The 21,757-nt window shown below is 50.9% G+C and carries 17 protein-coding genes; 8 read left to right on the top strand and 9 right to left on the bottom strand.

Annotated elements, in window-relative coordinates; translation table 11 throughout:
* Positions 1-88 precede the first annotated feature (88 nt).
* Positions 89-796 (top strand): two-component system response regulator ArcA, encoded by a 708-nt coding sequence (gene arcA / locus ACFFJP_RS06125; RefSeq protein ID WP_208930728.1) that lies wholly within the window; start codon positions 89-91, stop codon positions 794-796.
* Between the two features lie 89 nt (positions 797-885).
* On the opposite strand, the gene ACFFJP_RS06120 is transcribed toward arcA, so the two are convergent.
* Both ACFFJP_RS06120 and ACFFJP_RS06115 read right to left on the bottom strand, forming a co-directional pair.
* Entirely contained in the window at positions 886-3,186 is a 2,301-nt protein-coding gene (locus tag ACFFJP_RS06120) for an ATP-binding protein (RefSeq protein ID WP_377241493.1), read from the bottom strand.
* Positions 3,187-3,279: 93 nt separating this feature from the next.
* Positions 3,280-3,615, bottom strand: coding sequence for a hypothetical protein (locus tag ACFFJP_RS06115; RefSeq protein WP_377241491.1), 336 nt, complete (start codon positions 3,613-3,615; stop codon positions 3,280-3,282).
* An 89-nt stretch (positions 3,616-3,704) separates the two neighbouring features.
* Here ACFFJP_RS06115 and folE2 point away from each other — a divergent pair, with 89 nt between their 5' ends.
* The 3 genes from folE2 (at position 3,705) to ACFFJP_RS06100 (ending at position 10,944) form a co-directional block, all read left to right on the top strand.
* Positions 3,705-4,631 (top strand): GTP cyclohydrolase FolE2, encoded by a 927-nt coding sequence (gene folE2 / locus ACFFJP_RS06110; protein ID WP_377241489.1) that lies wholly within the window; start codon positions 3,705-3,707, stop codon positions 4,629-4,631.
* Between the two features lie 414 nt (positions 4,632-5,045).
* Entirely contained in the window at positions 5,046-9,521 is a 4,476-nt protein-coding gene (gene gltB / locus ACFFJP_RS06105; RefSeq protein ID WP_377241487.1) for a glutamate synthase large subunit, read from the top strand.
* Positions 9,522-9,531: 10 nt separating this feature from the next.
* Positions 9,532-10,944 (top strand): glutamate synthase small subunit GltD family protein, encoded by a 1,413-nt coding sequence (locus ACFFJP_RS06100; protein ID WP_377241485.1) that lies wholly within the window; start codon positions 9,532-9,534, stop codon positions 10,942-10,944.
* A 60-nt stretch (positions 10,945-11,004) separates the two neighbouring features.
* Here the strand turns inward: ACFFJP_RS06100 and ACFFJP_RS06095 are convergent, their stop codons facing one another.
* On the bottom strand, positions 11,005-11,724 hold the full coding sequence (locus ACFFJP_RS06095) for a hypothetical protein (protein ID WP_377241483.1): 720 nt from the start codon (positions 11,722-11,724) through the stop codon (positions 11,005-11,007).
* A 309-nt stretch (positions 11,725-12,033) separates the two neighbouring features.
* Between ACFFJP_RS06095 and ACFFJP_RS06090 the strand changes: the two genes are divergently transcribed.
* Positions 12,034-13,563, top strand: coding sequence for an amidase (locus ACFFJP_RS06090; protein ID WP_377241481.1), 1,530 nt, complete (start codon positions 12,034-12,036; stop codon positions 13,561-13,563).
* Positions 13,564-13,606: 43 nt separating this feature from the next.
* Here ACFFJP_RS06090 and ACFFJP_RS06085 read toward each other — a convergent pair whose 3' ends face one another.
* The gene (locus tag ACFFJP_RS06085; RefSeq protein ID WP_377241479.1) at positions 13,607-13,900 is read right to left on the bottom strand and encodes a DUF1840 domain-containing protein; all 294 of its coding nucleotides are present in this window, start codon (positions 13,898-13,900) and stop codon (positions 13,607-13,609) included.
* Positions 13,901-14,098: 198 nt separating this feature from the next.
* Here ACFFJP_RS06085 and aceK point away from each other — a divergent pair, with 198 nt between their 5' ends.
* Together aceK and ACFFJP_RS06075 are read left to right on the top strand one after the other, a co-directional pair.
* A complete protein-coding gene (gene aceK / locus ACFFJP_RS06080) occupies positions 14,099-15,847 on the top strand; it encodes a bifunctional isocitrate dehydrogenase kinase/phosphatase (protein ID WP_377241477.1) in 1,749 nt (582 codons plus the stop codon).
* A 61-nt stretch (positions 15,848-15,908) separates the two neighbouring features.
* Complete coding sequence (locus tag ACFFJP_RS06075) at positions 15,909-16,595, top strand: tRNA-uridine aminocarboxypropyltransferase (RefSeq protein ID WP_377241475.1); 687 nt, start codon at positions 15,909-15,911, stop codon at positions 16,593-16,595.
* Here the strand turns inward: ACFFJP_RS06075 and ACFFJP_RS06070 are convergent.
* Entirely contained in the window at positions 16,592-17,329 is a 738-nt protein-coding gene (locus ACFFJP_RS06070) for an alpha/beta fold hydrolase (protein WP_377241473.1), read from the bottom strand. The two genes, ACFFJP_RS06075 and ACFFJP_RS06070, sit on opposite strands and share 4 nt — an antisense overlap.
* Positions 17,314-18,318, bottom strand: coding sequence for a M14 family zinc carboxypeptidase (locus ACFFJP_RS06065; protein WP_377241471.1), 1,005 nt, complete (start codon positions 18,316-18,318; stop codon positions 17,314-17,316). Before ACFFJP_RS06065 ends, ACFFJP_RS06070 begins: the two co-directional genes overlap by 16 nt.
* Positions 18,319-18,474: 156 nt before the next feature.
* On the opposite strand from ACFFJP_RS06065, the gene ACFFJP_RS06060 reads away from it, so the two are divergent.
* Positions 18,475-18,711, top strand: coding sequence for a hypothetical protein (locus ACFFJP_RS06060; RefSeq protein WP_377241469.1), 237 nt, complete (start codon positions 18,475-18,477; stop codon positions 18,709-18,711).
* Here the strand turns inward: ACFFJP_RS06060 and ACFFJP_RS06055 are convergent, their stop codons facing one another.
* The 3 genes from ACFFJP_RS06055 to mtgA all read right to left on the bottom strand — a co-directional run bounded on the left by ACFFJP_RS06055 (position 18,712) and on the right by mtgA (position 21,721).
* Positions 18,712-19,227 carry a GNAT family N-acetyltransferase gene (locus ACFFJP_RS06055; protein WP_377241467.1) on the bottom strand — a complete coding sequence of 172 codons (516 nt, stop codon included), beginning with the start codon at positions 19,225-19,227 and terminating at the stop codon, positions 18,712-18,714.
* Positions 19,228-19,294: 67 nt separating this feature from the next.
* Positions 19,295-20,785 carry an alanine/glycine:cation symporter family protein gene (locus ACFFJP_RS06050; protein WP_377241464.1) on the bottom strand — a complete coding sequence of 497 codons (1,491 nt, stop codon included), beginning with the start codon at positions 20,783-20,785 and terminating at the stop codon, positions 19,295-19,297.
* Between the two features lie 210 nt (positions 20,786-20,995).
* The gene (gene mtgA / locus ACFFJP_RS06045; RefSeq protein WP_377241462.1) at positions 20,996-21,721 is read right to left on the bottom strand and encodes a monofunctional biosynthetic peptidoglycan transglycosylase; all 726 of its coding nucleotides are present in this window, start codon (positions 21,719-21,721) and stop codon (positions 20,996-20,998) included.
* Positions 21,722-21,757: the final 36 nt, after the last annotated feature.

Raw genomic sequence — 21,757 nt, 5'->3', positions numbered from 1 at the left:
TAATTGCAAAAAAAATGACAACTGCTTGTCATTTGACCAGTTTCGACTCGCGCGAAAATCCAACATAGTTAACATAAGGTTTATCTCCATGCAGACGCCGGTGATTTTGATCGTTGAAGACGAGGAAGTAACCCGTTTAAATCTGGTCCAGTTGTTCGAAGGCGAAGGCTATGATGTCCTCGAAGCCATTAATGGTGAAGAGATGCATCAGCAACTGACCGACAATGCTGTCAATCTGATCGTTATGGACATTAATCTGCCAGGGAAAAATGGCTTAATTCTGGCGCGTGAATTACGTCAGAAAGAAAATATCGGTTTAATTTTCCTGACCGGCCGCGATAGTGAAGTTGATCGCATTCTGGGTCTGGAAATTGGTGCCGATGACTACCTGACCAAACCATTTAACCCACGTGAACTGACTATCCGCGCCCGCAATCTGTTGAGCCGCACTGTGGCTCAGCCTGTGGTCGAAGAGCATAAGAGCGTCGTGAAGTTTAATGGCTGGACGCTGGACGAAAACAGCCGCAACCTGACCTCTCCAAAAGGAGTGTCACGTCGTTTGCCTAAAGGTGAATACCGCGCACTGCGTCTGATGCTGGATACACCGGGTAAAATCTTCACCCGTGAACAGTTAATCCGCCACATGACCGGTCGTGATCTGCGTCCAAACGACCGCACCGTGGACGTGACTATCCGCCGCATTCGTAAGCATTTCGAATCGGACATCGATAGCCCGGAACTGATCAGCACTATCCACGGCGAAGGCTACCGCTTCGTCGGCAAGATTGAAAAATAATTCAGTCTGCAAAAACAAAAAACGGCGACTTTGGTCGCCGTTTTTCTTTTCCGCGCTAATGCATCGCGGTCCAGCATAGGCTTTAACGCCTAGCCCTCATATGCTGCCAGATATTCTTGTAACAGCTGCAAGTGCGTATCAATGGTCAAGTGGAACTCAATTAACTGACGTTGGACGGCAGTCCAGTTTGGTTGCTCTAGTTGCTCTAGTTGCTTCGCCTGTTGCTGCACCCACAATAAACCAACAGATGCCGCAGCGCCTTTAAGCTTGTGTGCCGCCTCCTGAAATTCCTGCAGGTGTTGCATAGTGGCCGCTTCAACCATTTTATTGACATAACCCGGCACTAATTGCTGAAACAGTTGCATGCTGCGCTGCATCGAGCCTTTGCCCAGCGATTGCAAATAATCCTGCAAGGTATTTGTGTCCAAGACCGTATCTTGCGGTTCTTTGTCGTCGCTCTCCGGCGTCTGATATTGTCGCGCCGCACTTGGCGAGAATAACCTGGCCAGCACCTGGTCCAGCTTATTGGTATTGATTGGTTTGGCCAAAGCGCCAGCGATATTGATGCCTTCCAGTTGCTGCTCGGCTTTGCGCACATTGGCGCTCAAGACTACGATCGGAATTTGTGCCAGATGCGGTTCTTGTTGCATAAAACGGGCGATTTGGTCGCCGTTCATATCCGGCAATTGCATATCGAGCAGCACCAAATCGATATCATCCTCAGTTTCCAACAGCGCCAGCGCATCTTCACCAGTTTCCGCGTGTACGACGCTATGACCGCGTTGTTCTAGCAGGTTGGTGGCAATTTCTGCATTGAGCGGCACATCTTCTACCAACAAAATCGTGAGTTCAGGGCAAACCAGCGGCTGATTGAGCGTCGGAGCCTGCAGCACTGCTGTTGGCAAACGCACAGTAAAATGACTGCCCTGATTCATTTGGCTTTGGACTGTCACGGTGCCGCCCATGGCTTCCACCAGCGCCTTTGACACCGATAATCCGATGCCAGAGCCGACAATACTCAAACGTCGGCCATCGCTGGATTTGTAGTACATATCAAAGATACGCTGCTGCTCGTGTAACGAAATACCGATGCCGGTATCACTGACGACAAAAATCAGCTCTTGCTCGCACAATTCAGCATACAAACTGATTTCACCACGCGCAGTGAACTTCACCGCATTGCTGAGTAAGTTCCATAACACCTGGCGGACCCGGGTGGGATCCAGCTTCAGATAATCATGCAGCTCGCCAACCTGCTGCAATTTAAATGACAAGCCTTTTTGCTGACAAATCAGTTCAGCGAAATTGGCAATATCCAGAATAAACTGCGCAATATCAGTACTTTGATACAGGATATCCAAATCCTGCCGGTCGATTTTGTCTAAGTCGATGATGTCATTAAAAATATTGCCAAGTGTTTCGGCACTGCTGAAAATGGTATTGGCCCAGCTGCGTTGCTCGTCCGTTAAACGGGTTTCCAGCAAGCGCCGGGTCAAACCAACGATGCCGTTTAATGGTGTGCGTAATTCATGGCTCAGCGTCGCAATGAACTTACCCTTATCCTGATAAGCCCGCTCCAGCGCCTGCTCCGCCATCTTACGTGACGTAATATCACGGCCGAAGCCGAGCAGACCGATGTAGCGGCCCTGCCGATCAAAAAATGGCACTTTGCGCATTTCAAACCACATTAACTGACCATCTGGCGTACTATATTCCACGTCCAGGGTCAGCTCGGCCTGATTCACCGACACTTCGTGGTCGGTCAGTATTGCTGCAGGCGCCATATCCGGCGCGTAAATCTCTGACGGGTAATGGCCGATCAATTCGCTCGAGCTTTTGCCTATCATCCGTTCGAACATTTTATTACAGCTGGCAAATCGGCCGGTTTCGTCGCGGTAATAGAACAAGTCCGGCGAGCTGTCGACGATCGACTTCATCAATAAGCTTTGTTCTTCGACTAATAGCTGGGTCTTTTTCCGCTCGGTGATCTCTTTGCGCAGTTCATCGACGGCCTGGCGTTTGGCCTGAAAAGCTTTTTTCCGCTCTTCAATTTCGAAGTTCAGTTGGCGAATATTTTCCTGCAGATTTTCGTTCAGGCGTTTTTCCTGCCGGGCAGAGTCCTGCAGATAAAACAAAGTGGCATCGAGGTGTTTAATCAGATATAGGCAGGCAGCGACTAACGGCGGTGCTGCTACTACAGCGAATAATACAGCGCCGCTAATAAATTCCCAGTCAACCCGATTATGTAGCGTCAGACTGAACGCTAAAGCAATCAGGCCTGACGCGACGATGATGAGCAGAGTTGTCAGACTGAATAACTGCAACCAGCCCCACTGCTTCAGCACCAGCGCCAGCTGACTGACCCAGGGATGGATCCGGTATTGACTCATGCAGTTTGTACCTCTACCTGCAACTGCAGGACTAAATCGCAACAGGTTCAGTCAAATCGTACAGCCTCTGACCGATAAAAAAGCGGTATTCATTCAACCCGAATGATCAAGCATTCGGGCCTGTTTTGTACCGGTTAGATTATCTTGTCCTGACATCTTTGCCAATTGCAGATCATAGCGTTGGCCGATTAATGCACCGTAAATGGCGCCATCAACATGCCCTTTAAACCATATCAAGCATAGAACCGCCTGATCCGGCTTGCTTGTCAGTGCGTAAAGGAAAGGAGTAAAATACCTGACTAATTTTATCAGGTATTTATTCTTGTTTCTGCCAAAGCCGCCCCCACATAGCAGCTTATGACAGAGTAAAGCCAAATCCGGTACGCCGATCGAACGAAAAAATGGATGGCACCTTTGCAAATTTTTCATAAGACAAATGTGTGAAGCTTGATAGAATGCCGGCCTTTTTACAGACAAAGCGTGCTGAAGTAGTCGCAACAGACAGTCCCGGAGATTTCATGCCGATAGCGATGCCAGATGTAGCCAACCAATCATGTGCCACCACTGAGGGCACTTTAGACTGGGTTGGCATGAGCCATATTGAAGTGCCGTTGATGCTGGCGTTACACGGTGAAGCCCCGCGTCAGGTTAGTGCCAAAGTCGAAGCATTCGTCAACCTGGCCGACCCGAAAGCTAAAGGCATTCACATGTCGCGGCTGTACCTGGCGCTGGACGAATTGTCCCGTGAGTCCAGCCTGAGCCATGCCACCTTGTGTAACCTGCTCGACACTTTTATTACTACCCATGAAGATTTAAGCGATCAAGCTTTCGTGAAGTTTGATTTTGATCTGCATTTACGCCGCAAAGCACTCATTACCGAGAAACAAGGCTGGAAAGCTTATCCGGTGACTATCACCGGTCAGGTGGTAGAAAAACAGTTGCAGGTTGAGCTGAAGGTCAATGTGCCTTATTCATCAACTTGTCCTTGTTCTGCCGCGTTAGCACGCCAGCTTATACAGGAAGCTTTTGTCACCCGTTTTGCGGGTCAGCAGCAAATCAGCAGTGAGCTCGTGGTCGATTGGCTCGGTACGACGCAAGGCATTGTCGCTACCCCGCACAGCCAACGCTCTGTTGCTGAAGTCAAAGTGAAACTGCAGCACAATGTGACTGAATTTCCGATTGTGGCGCTGATCGATGCGATTGAAGATGCGCTGAAAACGCCAGTGCAGGCAGCGGTAAAACGTGCCGACGAGCAGGAATTTGCCCGCTTAAACGGTCAAAACCTGATGTTCTGTGAAGACGCCGCGCGCCGACTGAAACATACATTAAACGGCCTGACAGAGTTTGAAGACTTCTGGCTGCGGGTGAATCATTATGAATCCCTGCATGCGCATGACGCAGTTGCCGTCACAGTCAAGGGTTTACAAGGCGGCTACCGCGCCTGAGCGAGTGCGTTATCACTGAGCTGAATAGCGCGCATATTTACCGCATATATCCAAGACTAAAAACAAACAAAAAGCTGCCATGGGCAGCTTTTTTTTCATCTGAAGCCAAGCACTAACCGGCTAAAAACGTCTATTTCTGTAATTTTATTACATTTACACGACCAACGCAGATGCGATGAAGTACCGGCGTTCCGCCAAAAGTCATCTTGCAATTTCCAGCAAAAATCGGTATATCTGATAGCAGGTCTTTACGTTCAGACGTCCAGACCCCACTAGAATAAAAACTCTAACAGCCATTGACCCTTGAAAGTACGACCGTTATTTTCTTTCACACGTAAAAACCAAAATTAAAAGAATATAAATTCACTATTTTTACATTTTTATTTATGCAGGACAGGTTGGAGGGAGTGTGTCATGGCGTTGTATCACCACAGCCAGGCCAGAGAAAACTGTGGCTTTGGTCTGATCACCCATCTTGAAGGGGTGGCAAGTCACCGGATCGTCAGAACTGCAATTAGCGGTCTGGCCCGGATGCAGCATCGCGGTGGCATTTCAGCAGACGGCAAAACCGGTGACGGTTGCGGTCTGCTGATGCAGAAACCTGATAGTTTTTTCCGCGCAATAGCCGCAGAAAATAACTGGGTGCTGGGCAAGAAATATGGCGTTGGGATGATTTTTTTAAGTCAGGACCCGGTCAGAGCAGAACTTGCCAAATCAATTATTGAAGCTGAAATTACCCGCGAGACTTTAACACTGGTTGGCTGGCGCGAAGTGCCTACGGATGCCTCAGTGCTGGGTCCTATTGCGGTCAGTTCAATGCCGAAAATTATGCAGGTGTTTGTCAGTGCCCAGCCAGGCTGGGGTGACCACGACCTGGAACGCCGCTTATATATGCTGCGTCGTCGCGCCGAAAAGCTGGTCGCCGAGCAAATGCCGGATGACAGCGATTTTTATATTCCGAGCTTTTCCAGTCTGGTCACCGTATTTAAAGGTCTGATGATGCCGGCTGACCTGCCGGGATTTTATCTGGATCTGGCGGATATCCGCATGGAAACCGCGATTTGCGTGTTCCACCAGCGTTTCTCCACTAATACCATGCCACGTTGGGCCTTAGCTCAGCCATTCCGTTTCCTCGCACACAACGGTGAAATCAATACCATCACCGGCAACCGGCAGTGGGCACGGGCGCGGCAATACAAATTTGCCTCGCCGCTCATTCCGGATATGTCGCAGGCAGCACCTTATGTTGGCACTAAAGGCTCAGACTCCAGCTCGCTGGATAACATGCTGGAGCTGTTTTTAGCCGGTGGCATGGACTTGTTCCGCGCCATGCGCTTGCTGGTGCCGCCGGCATGGCAAGGCAATAAGGTAATGGACGACGACTTAAAAGCCTTTTATGAATTCAACTCGATGCATATGGAGCCGTGGGATGGTCCGGCCGGTATAGTCTTGACCAATGGTCAGCATGTTGCCTGTAATCTGGACCGCAACGGCTTGCGCCCTGCCCGTTTTGTTATCACTAAAGACAAGTTAATTACGCTGGCTTCTGAAGTCGGGATCTGGGATTACACTGCAGATGAAGTGCTGGAAAAAGGCCGCGTGGGCCCGGGCGAGATGCTGGCGATCGATACTCAAACCGGTACCATCTGGCGCTCCGACGAAATCGACGCCGACTTAAAAGCCCGTCACCCTTACCGGCATTGGCTGAACCAGAACGTGCAGCGTCTGGTGCCATATGAGAAGTTTGAAACTGACCTCATCGGCAAACGCGTGTTCTCTGATGACGAAATGCTGGTGCTGCATAAGCTGTTTAACTACAGCTATGAAGAAATTGACCAGGTCATCACAGTGCTGGCCAAAGACGGTCAGGAAGCGGTTGGTTCTATGGGCGACGATACGCCGATGGCGGTGCTGTCGCGTAAACCACGCACTTTCTACGACTATTTCCGCCAGCAGTTTGCTCAGGTTACCAACCCGCCAATAGATCCATTGCGTGAAGCGCATGTGATGTCGCTGGCGACCAGTATCGGCCGCGAACATAACGTGTTCAGCGAAACCGCTGGTTATGCCCGTCGTATTCAATTTGAATCGCCGGTGATGATGTATTCCGACCTGAAACAGCTGAAAACCGCTGATCAGAATTTCTACAAACATCACATTATCTCGCTCAACTATGCACCGGAAGAAGGTCTGGAAAATGCGCTGCGCCGCATTGCTGCTGAAGCCGTGCAAGTGGTGCGTGAAGACAATGTGGTACTGGTGATCCTAACCGATCGCAAGATCCAGCAAGGTTTTGTGCCGGTGCCAGCCGCTATGGGCGTTGGCGCGGTGCATCATGCCCTCGTCGACAACCAGCTGCGCTGTGATTCAAACATCATTATCGAAACGGCCGGCGCCCGCGACCCGCACCACTTTGCGGTGTTGGTCGGTTTAGGCGCCACCGGGATTTATCCGTTCCTGGCCTATGAGACCATCGAACAGCTGGTCGAAAAAGGCAATATCAACCTGACCGCACGTCAGGCCGTGCTGAATTACCGCAAAGGCATCAACAAAGGTCTTTACAAGATCATGTCGAAAATGGGTATCTCCACAGTGGCTAGCTACCGCTGTTCGAACCTGTTTGAAGCGGTCGGGATCAATAAAAATGTGATGCAGCTGTGCTTCCCGGACGTGCCTTCGCGTTTAGGCGGTGCTGATTTCACTGATTTCGAAGCCGATGTACTGGTTCGTGCCAACACTGCATGGCTGAAACGTAAGCCGCTGACACACGGCGGTTTGTTGAAGTATGTGCATGATGGCGAATACCACGCCTATAACCCGGATGTGGTGCAGACCTTACAAAAAGCCGTACGAAGTGGCGATTACGAGGACTACAAAGCCTATCGCGATGTGGTCAACACTCGTCCTGTGGCGCATATCCGTGATTTGTTTGCATTAAACAAAACCAATGCCACCCCGGTCGCCCTGGATAAAGTCGCGCCAGCCGAACAGCTGTATCCGCGCTTTGACAGTGCTGCGATGTCGATTGGTGCCTTAAGCCCTGAAGCGCATGAAGCTTTAGCGATTGCGATGAACCGGCTGGGCGGTCGTTCCAACTCCGGTGAAGGTGGTGAAGACCCACGTCGGTTTGGCACGGAAAAGAACAGTAAAATCAAACAAGTGGCCTCAGGTCGCTTCGGTGTGACACCGCATTACCTGGTCAATGCTGAAGTGATCCAGATTAAAGTGGCACAAGGTGCAAAACCGGGTGAAGGTGGTCAGTTACCGGGCGAGAAAGTCACGGCTGAAATTGCGCGCCTGCGCTATTCGGTGCCTGGTGTCACGCTGATTTCGCCTCCGCCGCATCACGATATTTATTCAATTGAAGACTTATCGCAGCTGATTTTTGACTTAAAACAAGTCAATCCACAGGCGCTGATCTCGGTCAAGCTAGTGTCAGAGCCGGGCGTCGGCACTATCGCCACTGGTGTTGCCAAAGCTTATGCCGACCTGATTACTGTGTCCGGTTATGACGGCGGTACCGGCGCAAGCCCACTGACGTCGGTCAAATATGCTGGTAGCCCGTGGGAGCTTGGCCTCGCCGAAGTGCATCAGGCGCTGGTTGAAAACGGCCTGCGTGACCGCGTGCGTTTGCAGGTCGACGGCGGTCTGAAAACCGGTCTTGATGTAGTGAAAGCCGCTATCTTAGGCGCCGAAAGCTTTGGTTTTGGCACAGGCCCTATGGTGGCGCTTGGCTGTAAATTCCTGCGGATTTGCCACCTGAATAACTGTGCGACTGGCGTCGCGACACAAGATGCAACGCTGCGCCGTGACCATTTCAACGGGTTACCGGAAATGGTGATGAACTACTTTAAGTTTATCTCGCAGGAAGTGCGTGAACTGATGGCGGAACTGGGCGTCACCCAATTGACCGACCTCATCGGCCGCACTGATTTACTCAGTGTAAAACCGGGTGAAACCACCCGTCAGGCCAAGCTTGATTTAACACCAATCCTGCAAGCAAGCGGTGTCACTTCGGATAAACCACTGCACTGTATGCAAAACAACGACCCGTTCGACAATGGGCCACTGAACCAGTTGTTAGTGGAACGCTGTGCTGAAATGGTCAAGTTTAAAACTGGTGGCCGGCTCAATCTGGCTATTCGCAACACCGACCGTTCGGTTGGTGCCAAGTTATCCGGTTTGATTGCCCGCACTCACGGTAATCAGGGGATGGCGACGGAGCCTGTTGAAGTGCAGTTTACCGGTACCGCAGGCCAGAGCTTTGGCGTGTGGAACGCCGGTGGCCTGCACCTGTCACTGCAAGGTGATGCCAACGACTATGTCGGTAAAGGCATGACCGGCGGACAGCTCGCGGTGTACCCACCAAAAGGCTGCAGCTTCGCCAAAGACAACGCCACTATCGTCGGCAACACTTGTTTGTACGGTGCCACTGGCGGACGTTTGTATGCGGCGGGCCGCGCCGGTGAGCGTTTCGCTGTGCGTAACTCGGGCGCCATTGCGGTGATTGAAGGCACTGGTGACAACTGCTGCGAATACATGACTGGCGGAGTCGTGGTAGTGCTGGGTCAGACCGGCGTCAACTTTGGCGCAGGCATGACCGGTGGTTTCGCTTATCTGTATGACGAGCAAAATGACCTCGACCTGCGTGTGAATGGCGAACTGGTTGAAACACTCGACATCAGTACACCGATTTTGCAGGAACATTTGCGTAGCCTGATCCATCAACATTTTGAAGCCACGGGCTCCGAACGCGCGCATCAAATCTTGTCGTCGTTCCAGAGCTGTTTAAGTAAATTTAAGCTGGTGAAACCAAAAACCAGCGACGTTAATACCCTGCTGGGCCACCGTGCCCGCTCGTCCGCCGAGCTGCGGGTTCAGGCGATGTAAGGAGGAACCTATGGCTCAGAACGTTTATCAGTTTATCGATGTAAAGCGGGTCGACCCACCGAAAAAATCGCTGGATGCCCGCACTATTGAGTTTGTTGAAATTTATCAGCCGATGACCGACACCCAGGCGGCAGGTCAGGCAGACCGTTGTCTGGATTGTGGCAATCCATATTGTGAATGGAAATGCCCGGTGCACAACTACATTCCGCAGTGGCTGAAACTGGCCAATGACGGTCGTATTGTGGAAGCGGCTGAGCTGGCACACAAAACCAACTCGCTGCCGGAAGTCTGTGGCCGGGTTTGTCCGCAGGACCGGCTTTGTGAAGGCGCCTGTACGCTCAACGAAGGGTTTGGCGCTGTCACTATCGGCTCTATTGAAAAGTACATCACCGACAAAGCCTTCCAGATGGGCTGGCGGCCGGATTTATCCGCCGTGGTGAAAACCGATAAAAAAGTCGCGGTGATTGGCGCAGGCCCGGCCGGTTTGGCTTGTGCCGACGTACTGGTCCGTAACGGCGTGACTCCAGTGGTATTTGATAAATATCCGGAAATCGGCGGCCTGCTGACCTTTGGTATTCCGCCATTTAAACTGGAAAAAGACGTACTGAAACTGCGCCGCGAGATCTTCACTGAAATGGGCATTGAGTTCCGCCTCAATACCACAGTCGGAGTCGACGTCAGCTTCGACAGCTTATTGGAACAGTACGATGCGGTGTTCCTGGCGCTGGGTACTTACACACCGATGCAAGGTGGCCTTGCCAATGAAAATGCACCTGGTGTGTATGAAGCACTGCCGTATTTAATCGGCAACGTGAACAATCTGCACAACTGGACCACTGAACATCCGTTTGTCGACTTAAAAGGCAAAAAAGTCGTGGTACTCGGTGGTGGTGATACTGCGATGGACTGTGTGCGCACGGCGATTCGCCAGGGCGCCAGCAAAGTGATTTGTGCTTATCGTCGTGATGAAGCCAACATGCCGGGTTCGCGCCGCGAAGTGCAAAATGCGCGCGAAGAAGGCGTCGAGTTCATGTTTAACCTGCAGCCGCTTGGGATTGAAGTGAATGGAGAAGGCGAAGCTGTCGGCGTTAAAGTGGTCACAACCGCTTTAGGCGCGCCGGATGCCAAAGGCCGCCGCTCGCCAGAGCCAGTTGCAGGCTCAGAGCAGGTACTTGACGCTGATGCGGTGATCGTCGCCTTTGGTTTCCAGCCAAGCCCACCAAAATGGCTGGCTGATCAGGGCGTTGCGCTCGATAGCAAAGGCCGGGTTGTGGCCGCGGAAGACAGTCTGTTCCCGCTGCAAACCAGTCAACAGAAGATTTTCGCAGGTGGTGACATGGTGCGGGGCTCTGACTTAGTAGTCACCGCTATTGCACAAGGCCGTAAAGCCGCCGAAGGTATTCTGGATTATCTGGCAGTGTAAAAGGCTGTCGTCTCGAAATAAAAAAACCCGGCAAGCCGGGTTTTTTCTTAGCTGTGCAAATTAAGCACGTTTGCGTAAACGCAGAGCCAGTAAACCTAAGCCCAGCAGCACAGCAGAAGCTGGCGCCGGAACACCTGGAGTCGGTGGCAAGCTGCCTTCGTCAATCAGAGCATATTTCACCATGCCGCCAGCGACCAGCACTTCACCGAAACCGTTACCCCAGAATTGTACTTTTGAGAAAGTACCACTGTCATCAAAAGCAGCAACAAAGATCTCATGGACTAAATTGCCGAATCTATTTTTAAACAGACCTTCGCCATATTGAGAAGCTGAAGCGACCAGAATTGGCGCGCCGTTATCAAAAGAGATGTATAGATCAGTAGTTGGTGAGTGACAGCAAGTCGCCCAGTCACCTACTTCAAAACCGAAAGAATTAATTGGATTGTCAAAACTGAAAGTGATGCCACTTACTTTTGAACCTAACGCATCGCGAGATGAACCATACGGGTCGATACTCATGACGTCACCAGACATAGTGCCATAGCTACCAAACCATACCGAACCGCCATCGGTGCGGGAGATACTGTAGTCGCCGCGGTCAACAACTGTCCCACCCATCAGGTCAGTCCAAATGTCAGTTTTAACAGTGCCACCGGCATTGATAACTGTGGTGTTGAATTTAGCTGAACCAGTTGGGATCCCTTCAAACACAGTTGCGATAGTTGCTTGTGCAGAAGAAGCGGCTAACAGCAATGCAGCTGCGAATAACTTAATTTTCACGATTAAAGTTCCTTGTTATTTGAGGTTAGAACAACCGCAACATAGCAGGAAGTGTGCCATAGAACATTTCCCATACAATTCAAGCACTTAATAAATAACCTGATGTGCTATTTTAGGTACTTGTAAAGTAGATAGACAATAGTCATGCATTTGTAAAGAAAATAGAGCAAATGCTCTTTCCCGTAACCGGAGATATGCAATTGTTATCTTTCGACAGAAGGAAGTGATTCTGCGACAGCCGCAGTCTGTAAGTTATTTGTTAAAAACCATCCCGCATGCTAGGGTGCCTATATAAAAAAGGAGCATGATATGTCTTTGTTTCGTTTATCGTATTTACTATTAGTTATTTCCCCTGCAGCGGCTTTAGCGAAAAATCCGACTGGCGCAGACCTGTCCCGCTTATCTCTTTATCAAGCGCAAAACCTACAGCATCAAGGTCAGCTCAGTTCACAGGAGCTGACCGAATATTATATGGCACGTATAACACAGCTGGATGACCAAGGCCCCACTCTGCATGCAGTGACAGATATCAACCCTGACGCACTAAGTCAGGCGAAACAACTGGATAGCGAACGGCGTAGCGGTAAGGTTCGCGGCCCGCTACATGGTATCCCGATTGTACTGAAAGCCAATATCGCTACTGCCGACCAGATGCCTACTACTGCGGGTGCTTTGGTGCTGAAAGATTTTAAAACCAGTGTCGATGCGGAGCTAGTCGCCCAATTGCGTAAAGCCGGTGCGGTGATTCTCGGCAAAACCAATTTATCCGAATGGGCGAATTTTCGCGGTGAAGGCTCGGCCAGCGGCTGGTCAGCACTTGGCGGCCAAACCAAAAACCCTTATGTCTTGAGCCAAAGCCCATGTGGTTCCAGTTCAGGTTCAGGTGTAGCAGTAGCCGCCGATTTAACTTTATTGGCTGTAGGTACTGAAACCGACGGCTCTATTACCTGCCCTGCCGCAATCAATAATATTGTTGGTATTAAGCCAACCCATGGCGCTGTTTCTGGCCACGGCATTATTCCAATCGCCAGTTCACAAGATACAGCAGGCCCAATGACGCGAAATGTCGCAGATGCAGCCGCGCTGTTACAGGCTATCGCCACACCAGAGGCACAGCAAAAATATGGCGACCTCAATGCATCCGTCGCACAGCAACCGGTTAGACAGGTAGTCTTGGTGCGGCAATACGACAAAGACTTCCCTGCGATCGGCAAAATGCTCGATCAGCTGAAAAAACAACTGACTTCGTTAGGAGTAACAGTAAAAGAACGGCAGACATGGCAGTTGGCCGATTCCGTTTACCAGGATGAATTTACCGTCTTAGTCTATGAATACAAGAGAGATTTAAACCAGTGGCTGCAAGATTTCAAAGCACCGGCTGCAGCCAAAGATATCAATAGCGTCATTGCCTTTAACCAACAACAAGGCAAAAACGCTTTGGCATTTTTTGGTCAGCAGTATTTAGAACAGGCTGCAGCGACTGATCTTGAGAAACAAAAAGCAGCCTATCTACTGGCCCGTCAACGGTCTCAACAGATGGCTGCTGCGTTGCTGGATGAAGATTTGGTTAATGGGACTTTGGTGATTGTGCCGGCAACAGGTCCCGCTTGGGCCATTGACCACGTAAAAGGCGATCAATATAACTTTGGTTCAGCCAGTGCAGCGGCCATTTCCGGCTATCCATCTTTAACCTTACCGGCCGGCTTTGATGGTCATCTGCCGCTCGGCGTCAGTATTATCGGTAAACCCTGGCAAGAAGCGCACATGATCGGTTTGGCGCATGCGCTGGAGCAACAACGGGGGCCGACTGCGGCGCCGACGTTTAAGCGCAGTCTGTAAGTGCGAAAAAGCCCGCCATTGCATGGCGGGCTTTTAACAAGAATTAGTCCCAATGAATACTATGCTGCGCTTTTACTGCAGCTTTGAGCATATCTAGCAAAGGCACTGCCCTTTGTTTCAAACCGACGACCGGCTCTTCGCCCGGTTGTTGAGACATGGCAGTATCAGTCACATCAGCCAGTGCTTCCTGCAGCTGCCACAACGCTTGCGGTACGTCATCTGCATAAAATGCGCCCGGAACTTTCGGTTGTGCGCCCATCAGCTGAATCAGCTGCAATGCAGGGTCACCAAACATGGTGATAGGGTAATGATCTTTGCTGTGAAAAGTAACTAACATTTGTTTGCACTCCTCTGACACTGACAGTTCAAACAACGAAACGAGCGGAGCTGTCACTATACTCCGCTCCGGCTGCACAGCTCAAGCATCTCTGCCTTGCCTTCTGCATGCAGTTCCGGACGAAGAACTAAAGTCCGATTTACAGCGCTTATCGAACAAGGTATAACCAATAAATTGAGCATTAACTCTAAATATTCTATGCCACAAGCTCAGCATATCGCCGACATCATCATGCGAGGTTTTCGCCGCCATTTCCGGCTATTTCAGCAAATTACCGCCAATGCCCAGCAACGATTCGCAGCGGCAGACTGGAGCGGATTTCTCACCGATAATGCCGAGCGGATCTCCTATTACGATGCCAGAGTCAGCGAAACTATTGCTGCACTGCAGCAGGAATTGCCGGTGCATTGCCTCGATGAAGCTTTGTGGCAGCAGGTAAAACAGCATTATCTGGTTTATCTGCAATTCCACCCGCAGGCGGAACTGGCTGAAACCTTCTACAACTCGGTATTTTGTCAGCTGTTTGATCGGCAATATTTCCATAATCAGAATATTTTTGTCGAATCAACCTTAAGCAAACAGCAATTGCCGGCGCCGGTGGCCTCGGTCTATGACAGCTACTTTCCGGCACAGGACGGCCTGCGGCAATGTTTGCGCCGTATTCTCGGCGGATTTAGCTTGGGTGTGCCATTTGAAGATCTGGACCGTGATATCCGCTTAATCGTCAAAACTTTTGTTGCGCAATCCAGCCACGGCCGCCATCCGGTGCATCAAATCCGCTTTGATATTCTTAAATCGGTGTTTTACCGCAACAAAGCCGCGTACGTGGTGGGCCGGGTGGTCAGCCCGGACGGCCAGCAGCCGTTTATCATGCCGCTATTACATCAGCGCAGCCGGGGGCTTTATGTCGATAGCCTGATCACCGACACCCAGCAAATGACCATCATCTTCGGCTTTTCACGCGCCTACTTTATGGTCGATGTACCAGTCCCCTCAGCTTTGGTGCATTTTTTAAAAGAATTACTGCCGCATAAAACCTTGGCGGAACTCTATGCCTCGGTTGGCCTGCACAAACAGGGCAAAACCGAATTTTACCGCGAGTTACTGCAACATCTGGCGCAAAGCCGCGATGCTTTTGTTGCGGCCCCTGGCATTCGCGGCATGGTGATGATGGTCTTTACGCTGCCATCATTTCCTTATGTGTTCAAAGTGATCCGTGACCGCTTTGCCGATACCAAGCCGTTTGGTCGCGACACTGTCAAACGCCGATATCATCTGGTTAAAACTCATGACCGGGTCGGCCGAATGGCCGATACGCTGGAATACTCCGATGTCGCTTTGCCGAAAAGCCGCTTTTCAGCCGAACTACTGGCTGAGCTGCAACAGAGCATCGCCAGCTCGCTGGTGGTCGAAGATGAGCTGGTGGTGATTAAACACTTGTACATCGAGCGACGGATGTTGCCGCTGAATCTGGCGCTGGAACAAGCCGGTCCGGCGGAAAAACGCCGGCTGATGCAAGATTATGGTCAGGCGCTGAAAGATATGATTGCAGCCAATATTTTCCCGGGCGACATGTTACTGAAAAACTTCGGTGTCACCCGTCATGGCCGTGTGGTGTTCTACGACTACGACGAAGTGCAGTACTTACTTGATATGACTTTCCGCGCCATTCCACAGCCGGAGAACTGGGACGACATGCTCAGTGCAGAGCCCTGGTACCCCATTCACCCTGGCGATGTGTTCCCGGAGCAGATCGCCACTTTTGTTACAGCTCAGCCTGAATTGCGTGAATTATTGCAAGAACTGCATCCCGAGTTACTCGATGCCGGCTATTGGCAACAAAAACAGCAACGGATCCGCAATGGCATCGTAGAGGATGTATTTGCCTATCCGCAGCAGCAGCGCTTTATCAGTTTATATCCGCAGGAGTTCAGGCCAAAAAGTTAGATCGGACTTCAACGCGCAACTGCGCTAAAATGCCGGCCTTTTCAGCTGCCGGGATTTTATATTGGCCAATGTCGTGTTGGAGCTGCGCCTGCGCGAGCTCGCAAAAACCACCAAACCTTTTAATGCCCGTGGCAGCAAAGTGATCCGCTGCGACGGTTGCCTGCTGCCAAAAGCTGACTGTATCTGCGCAGCGATCCCGGCACCTTCGGCCCGCAGTGCGTTTTTGTTTCTGATGTATACCGGTGAATGCTACAAACCCAGCAATACAGGTAGGCTCATTGCGGATGTGGCCGCAGACAGCTACGCCTATGTCTGGGACCGCACCAATCCTGACCCGGCATTATTACAGTTGCTGCAGCAGCCGGAATACGCCCCTGTTGTAGTATTCCCGCATGAATACGCCGCAGCTGAGCGCTGTATCAGCTCAGTTCCACTCGAAGTTCAAACCGGCAGTAAAAAGCCGCTGTTTATCATGCTGGATGGCACCTGGCGCGAAGCAAAAAAGATGTTCAGTAAAAGTCCGTATCTGGATGGCTTTCCAGTTCTCGGCATCAATCCGACCGTTGCATCTGGTTATGTTCTGCGTGAAGCCGCGCATTTGCATCAGCTTTGCACCGCGGAAGTCGGCATTGAAGTGCTGCAATTGGCCGGAGATCATCAGGCATCGAAAGATCTTGCTGGTTATTTCCTGCACTTTCGCCGCCAGTATATGGTTGGTAAACCACATCTGCATTTTGACGAGAGCTAATCCGCATTCGCATAAAACTGCAATAGCTGACCAAGCAACCAGTCCGGAGCATCCAGCACCAAGTCATGCCCGGCGTGTGGATGCTGCTGGTGCTGCACTTGCCAGTATTCTGCCAGCCGATGACTACAGATTGGATTAACCAGCAGGTCTGCGCCGCCACTTAACAATAACAACGGACACTGTGGTTTTGCCGGCAAACTAAACCGGCTGGCCGCCATCAGTTGTCGCAGCACGTTCAGCCGCTGGACCGGCCTATGCCGTGCGATATCGACGGCCTGAAGCAGTTGCTGTGGCTGCCAACGATGACTGGTCAATTGCAGGATCAGCCGTTCGCGCTGTGATACGGGGGCGAAAAAAGCACTCAGCACTTTTGGATACTGCTGCCAGCGTAAACGTTGATAGAACGGCGTGAGAGTTCCGGCACTGGTATTGATCAATACCAATGATGCAATTTGTTGCGGCGCTAAGGCTGCCAGTTGCACCGCCAACATGGCTCCGAGTGACATCGCAACCAAATGCCAGGGTCCCGGATGCTGACGGCGCAGTCTCGGTAACATTAATTCGGCCAGACGTGCCATATCAGCCGGGCTCTGCTCCTGATGAAACTGCCCCATTCCTGGCAGATCCTGGCACCACACCGGCCGTGCGCTCTGCTGCGCCAGTCTTGCCGGGAAATCCCCCCAATGCGCCTGCTCACGAGCCAGGCCACGCAACAGTACTACCGGCTGTACCATAAGTCATTTGCCTCCACTGCATTGCGACTATCCACTGTGGGCAGCCAATGTGCCGAAGCTGCAGTTGCCTGTAGCAAAAATTCAAATAAAATCAGATGACTGCGTAACACCCGTTTCACCCGGTGTGGTTTCACCGGATGGAACAAACCATGACTTTTGAACAGCTGAAACGGGTTTTTCCGCACCCAATTCCAAGAACCCATTTCTAGTGTCAGCGGCAGCATCAGATGCTGATGTAACAAGGATTGATCAAACAAGTGATCCCACAAATCACCGTGACATAAATAATGCCGGCACTGTGGTTCAAAGATGTAGTTCTGATGTGGATAGGTTTGAAACAATAGCTCCCGGAGCCGGTGCATTTGCGCTAAATGTGCAATCGGCTGAGTGCTGGATTTCGCATACGGGAACCACAAGCGGTCGGTCTGACCAAAACCGGAATGGCAATCCAATACCAGTGAAAAAGGCGCACTGAACAAACGTTGCTGCACGAAATCGCACAAGACCCGGCTTTCCGTTTCCAGCTGGTCGGCAGCGCCACGGAACCAAGGTATAAATTTACTGTAACGTTGGCCACCAACTAAAAACGCCGCACCTTCTACGCAGTCTTGTGGGGCATTGCGCATTAAATCCACATGCCGCGCATTAGAGCGCCAACCCCGCGCCATGCCACCCGGATTCAGCAACGGCAAAATATAAAGCTGGACCCTATCGAACAGCGCAGCAAATTGCTGGTCCCAACGTAACCTACTGCACAAACTTTCCAGATAAGCCAACAATACCTGAGTACCAATCCGTTCCAGCCCATGAATGCCACCCGTGAGTAACAACACTGGCTTGTCCGGCGCTGCATTGCCGACAGAAATAGCGTAAAGCGGAAATTGTTGGTCAGCAGCGCTGACCATTGCCAGAACCTGCGCACTAACGGGCGCAGGCGCATGGCGTAGTAGCAATTCCAGCTGATGCAGCTCTGGCAGAGAATCTTGCAAAGCCACTCCGGCAATGGTGGATAAAAACTCAGCATAAGGCACCACAGCCGCAGTTTTATGGCAGTTTGGTGAAATTTTACCGCAAGCCACTGCTGGCCTTATCGCCAGTAGCGGACCATAGTCCGGCTGTGGCATAGTACCGAAAGGAATTATGGAATGGACTACACCATGTCGTGCAAAACGCTGTTATTGCTAAGCCTGGTACTGCCAGCGCTGGTTGCCTGTCAGAACCCGCAACGCGGCAGCGAAGAATATTGGTTCAATAAGATGCGTGACGAACAACGGGCGCAGTGCCGGCTATTGCCGTCACCGTTGTCAGAAAGCTGCCTGAAGGATGTTTCGTTGAAAAAATACGATAAATTTCAGCGCCAACGCAGTGACGCTGAAAACTGATTAGACTTGGTCCAGCAGATAAAAATCGACTAGTTTGTCTGAGCCAAGCACTGTTTTTTGCCCGGCAGCTCGCATGCCGGTTTTTTCAAGGATGCGCTTGGACGCTAGGTTATCCGGAGCCACGATGCCACAGAGTGTATTCAATCCCAGCGTGTCACGCGCATAAGCGACCACGGCTAGCGCCGCCTCTGAGGTATAGCCTTGTCCGCTATATTGGCGGAACAATGCGTAGCCGACATCAGGGTGCTGCAGATAATCACGTTGCACCAGTCCGCATAAGCCTAATGTAGCGTTATCTGATAACCGCTCGACCAGATACAAGCCAAAACCATATTGCTGATAACTGGCGATTGCGCCGTTAAGCAGATATTGCTCCGCCTGCTCTAGATTCCGCACTTGTTTATCGCCGATATTCTGCAGAAACTCGGGTTCATTAACTAACAGCAGCATAGCCGGCGCATCTTTTAATTCTGCGTGACGTAAGCGCAATCGGCCGGTGGTCAGGACTGTTGGCATCGACTTATCTCCCAAAAGAGCTGAATAAAACAAAGCCAGTCTCAGACTGGCTTTGTTTACGATGCGGTTAAACGCGTTTTTGGTCTTGTTCTGCCAGCTTAGTCAGACTGGAACTTAACAATTCTTCGTCGGTTTTACCTTCCCAGTAGTGGGCATTCTTAATACCAAGTTTTTCCGGATGGAATACTGGATCTTTGCCTTCCGCTTTTTGTGCTTCATAGTCGCGCAGACACTTAAAGGCGGTTTTGTGCAGCAGAATAATCGCAATGATATTCAACCAAGCCATCAGCCCCACCCCAATGTCACCCAAGGCCCAAGCCATATCTGCAGTTTTTACTGTGCCATAAACAACTGCAGCCATGATGCCGATTTTCAGCACAAAGCCAAGCCAAGGCCGCGATACTGTGCGGTTGATATAGGCAATATTGGTTTCAGCAATGTAGTAGTACGCAACAATAGTGGTAAAGGCGAAAAACAATAGTGCTACCGCAACAAAGATAGAGCCGAAGCCAGGCATGACGTTTTCCAGGGCTGTTTGGACATAACCTGGACCCGCCGCTACACCAGCCACACCGGTATAAATGGCCTGACCATCGGCAGCCTGCACATTATATTGGCCCGTGATTAACAACATAAATGCAGTCGCGGAGCAGACAAACAGGGTATCTACATACACAGAGAAGCCCTGTACCAGGCCTTGCTTGGCCGGATGGGAAACCGCTGCAGCTGAAGACGCATGCGGACCTGTGCCCTGACCTGCTTCGTTTGAATAGACGCCGCGTTTGACACCCCATTCGATCGCCAAGCCTAAAATTGCGCCATAAGCGGCTTCAGAGCCAAAAGCACTGTTGATAATCAATTTCAGTACTACGGGCAGCTGCTCGATGTTCAGCGCAATCACCACACAAGCCACGATAATGTAGCCAAGTGCCATAAATGGCACCACGATTTCAGCAAAAGTTGCGATTCGCTTCACGCCACCAAAAATAATAAAGCCTAAAACAATGGCCAAAACACCAGCAGTAACATTCGGCGAAATACCGACGGCAGTTTCCAGACTAGAAGCGATCGAGTTCGCCTGTACGCCTGGTAACAACAAACCTGTAGCAAAAATAGTCGCAATGGCAAAAATCCATGCATACCATTTCATGCCTAGTCCTTTTTCAATATAAAAAGCTGGGCCACCACGGTACTGACCATTGATTTTCTCTTTATAAACCTGGCCTAGAGTCGATTCGACAAACGCAGAACTGGCGCCTAAAAATGCCACCATCCACATCCAGAACACCGCTCCTGGACCACCAAAAGTGATAGCGGTAGCAACACCGGCGATGTTGCCTGTGCCAACCCGCCCGGCCAGCGTCATGGTTAATGCCTGAAATGATGACACACCGCTATCAGAGCTTTTGCCATCAAACATCAATCGAATCATTTCGCGCACATGACGTAATTGCAGGAAACGTGAGCGTATGGAGAAATACAGGCCCACCCCGAGACAAAGTGCGATTAACGCTTTGCTCCAGATGATGCCGTTCACCACAGCAACAAATTCATTCATTAGTAGATTCCTCGGAGATTGTTATAGTGCGGTGCTATTGCTGCACCGTTGTCTGACAAGAGTCTGGCAAGGTCAGTAAGATGTCCAAAAGCCCACGGCAGATCAGCGTCATAAGATAACGACTAAAGTCGGATGCGCCCAGTATTATTTCGCTAATGTAAGGCAGTTCTGCTGGGAAAAGCGGCAAAATACCGAGAGGTAGGAGTAGTTTTATTGCAGTTGCCGGTGCACAGGCGCGAGCTGCTGCATTTGTTTCTGGATCCACTGCTGGCGTTTACGTAGATAAGGCGATGGAGCTTGTACCAAAAACCGATGCGGATTCGGCAGCACCGCCGCCAATAACGCGGCTTGTTGCCGGGACAACTTTGCCGCCGAAATGCCGAAGTAACGCTGCGCCGCCGCTTCGGCACCAAAGACGCCTGGGCCAAATTCGACGCTGTTTAAATAGACTTCCAGAATGCGGCCTTTGCCCCAGGCACCTTCAAGCAACAGGGTAAAACCACTCTCCAGACCTTTGCGCACCCAGCTACGGCCTGTCCATAAAAATACATTTTTTGCCGTTTGCTGACTAATGGTAGATGCGCCACGTATTTTGCGGCCTTTGCTGTTGTAAACCAACGCTTTTTCAATGGCTTGTAAATCAAAACCACTATGCTGCAAAAATTTCTGATCTTCTGCCGCAACCACCGCTTGCAATAGATTTGGTGAGATCTGCGCTAAAGGGCGCCATTGGTGCTGGGGCTGATACTGGTCTTTACCTGCAAACCAAGCACTGAGCTGACGCTCCAGCATCACACCGGTATAAGGTACAGGCAAGTGCGCAAACAACAACACCAGAGTCAATACGCCCAGGATGCAGTAACGCAGCACTGACAGCAGCGCTTGAAATAGACGGTGAACGGAGAATTTCAGCAAGTGTGCGTATACATTTAACAAAAATGGCGGCCAGTCTAACGCGGCCGCCCAATCTTG

This window comes from Rheinheimera tilapiae (genome assembly GCF_042432165.1).
GTDB classification, from domain to species: domain Bacteria; phylum Pseudomonadota; class Gammaproteobacteria; order Enterobacterales; family Alteromonadaceae; genus Pararheinheimera; species Pararheinheimera tilapiae.
This window is presented reverse-complemented; position numbering and strand designations above follow the sequence as displayed.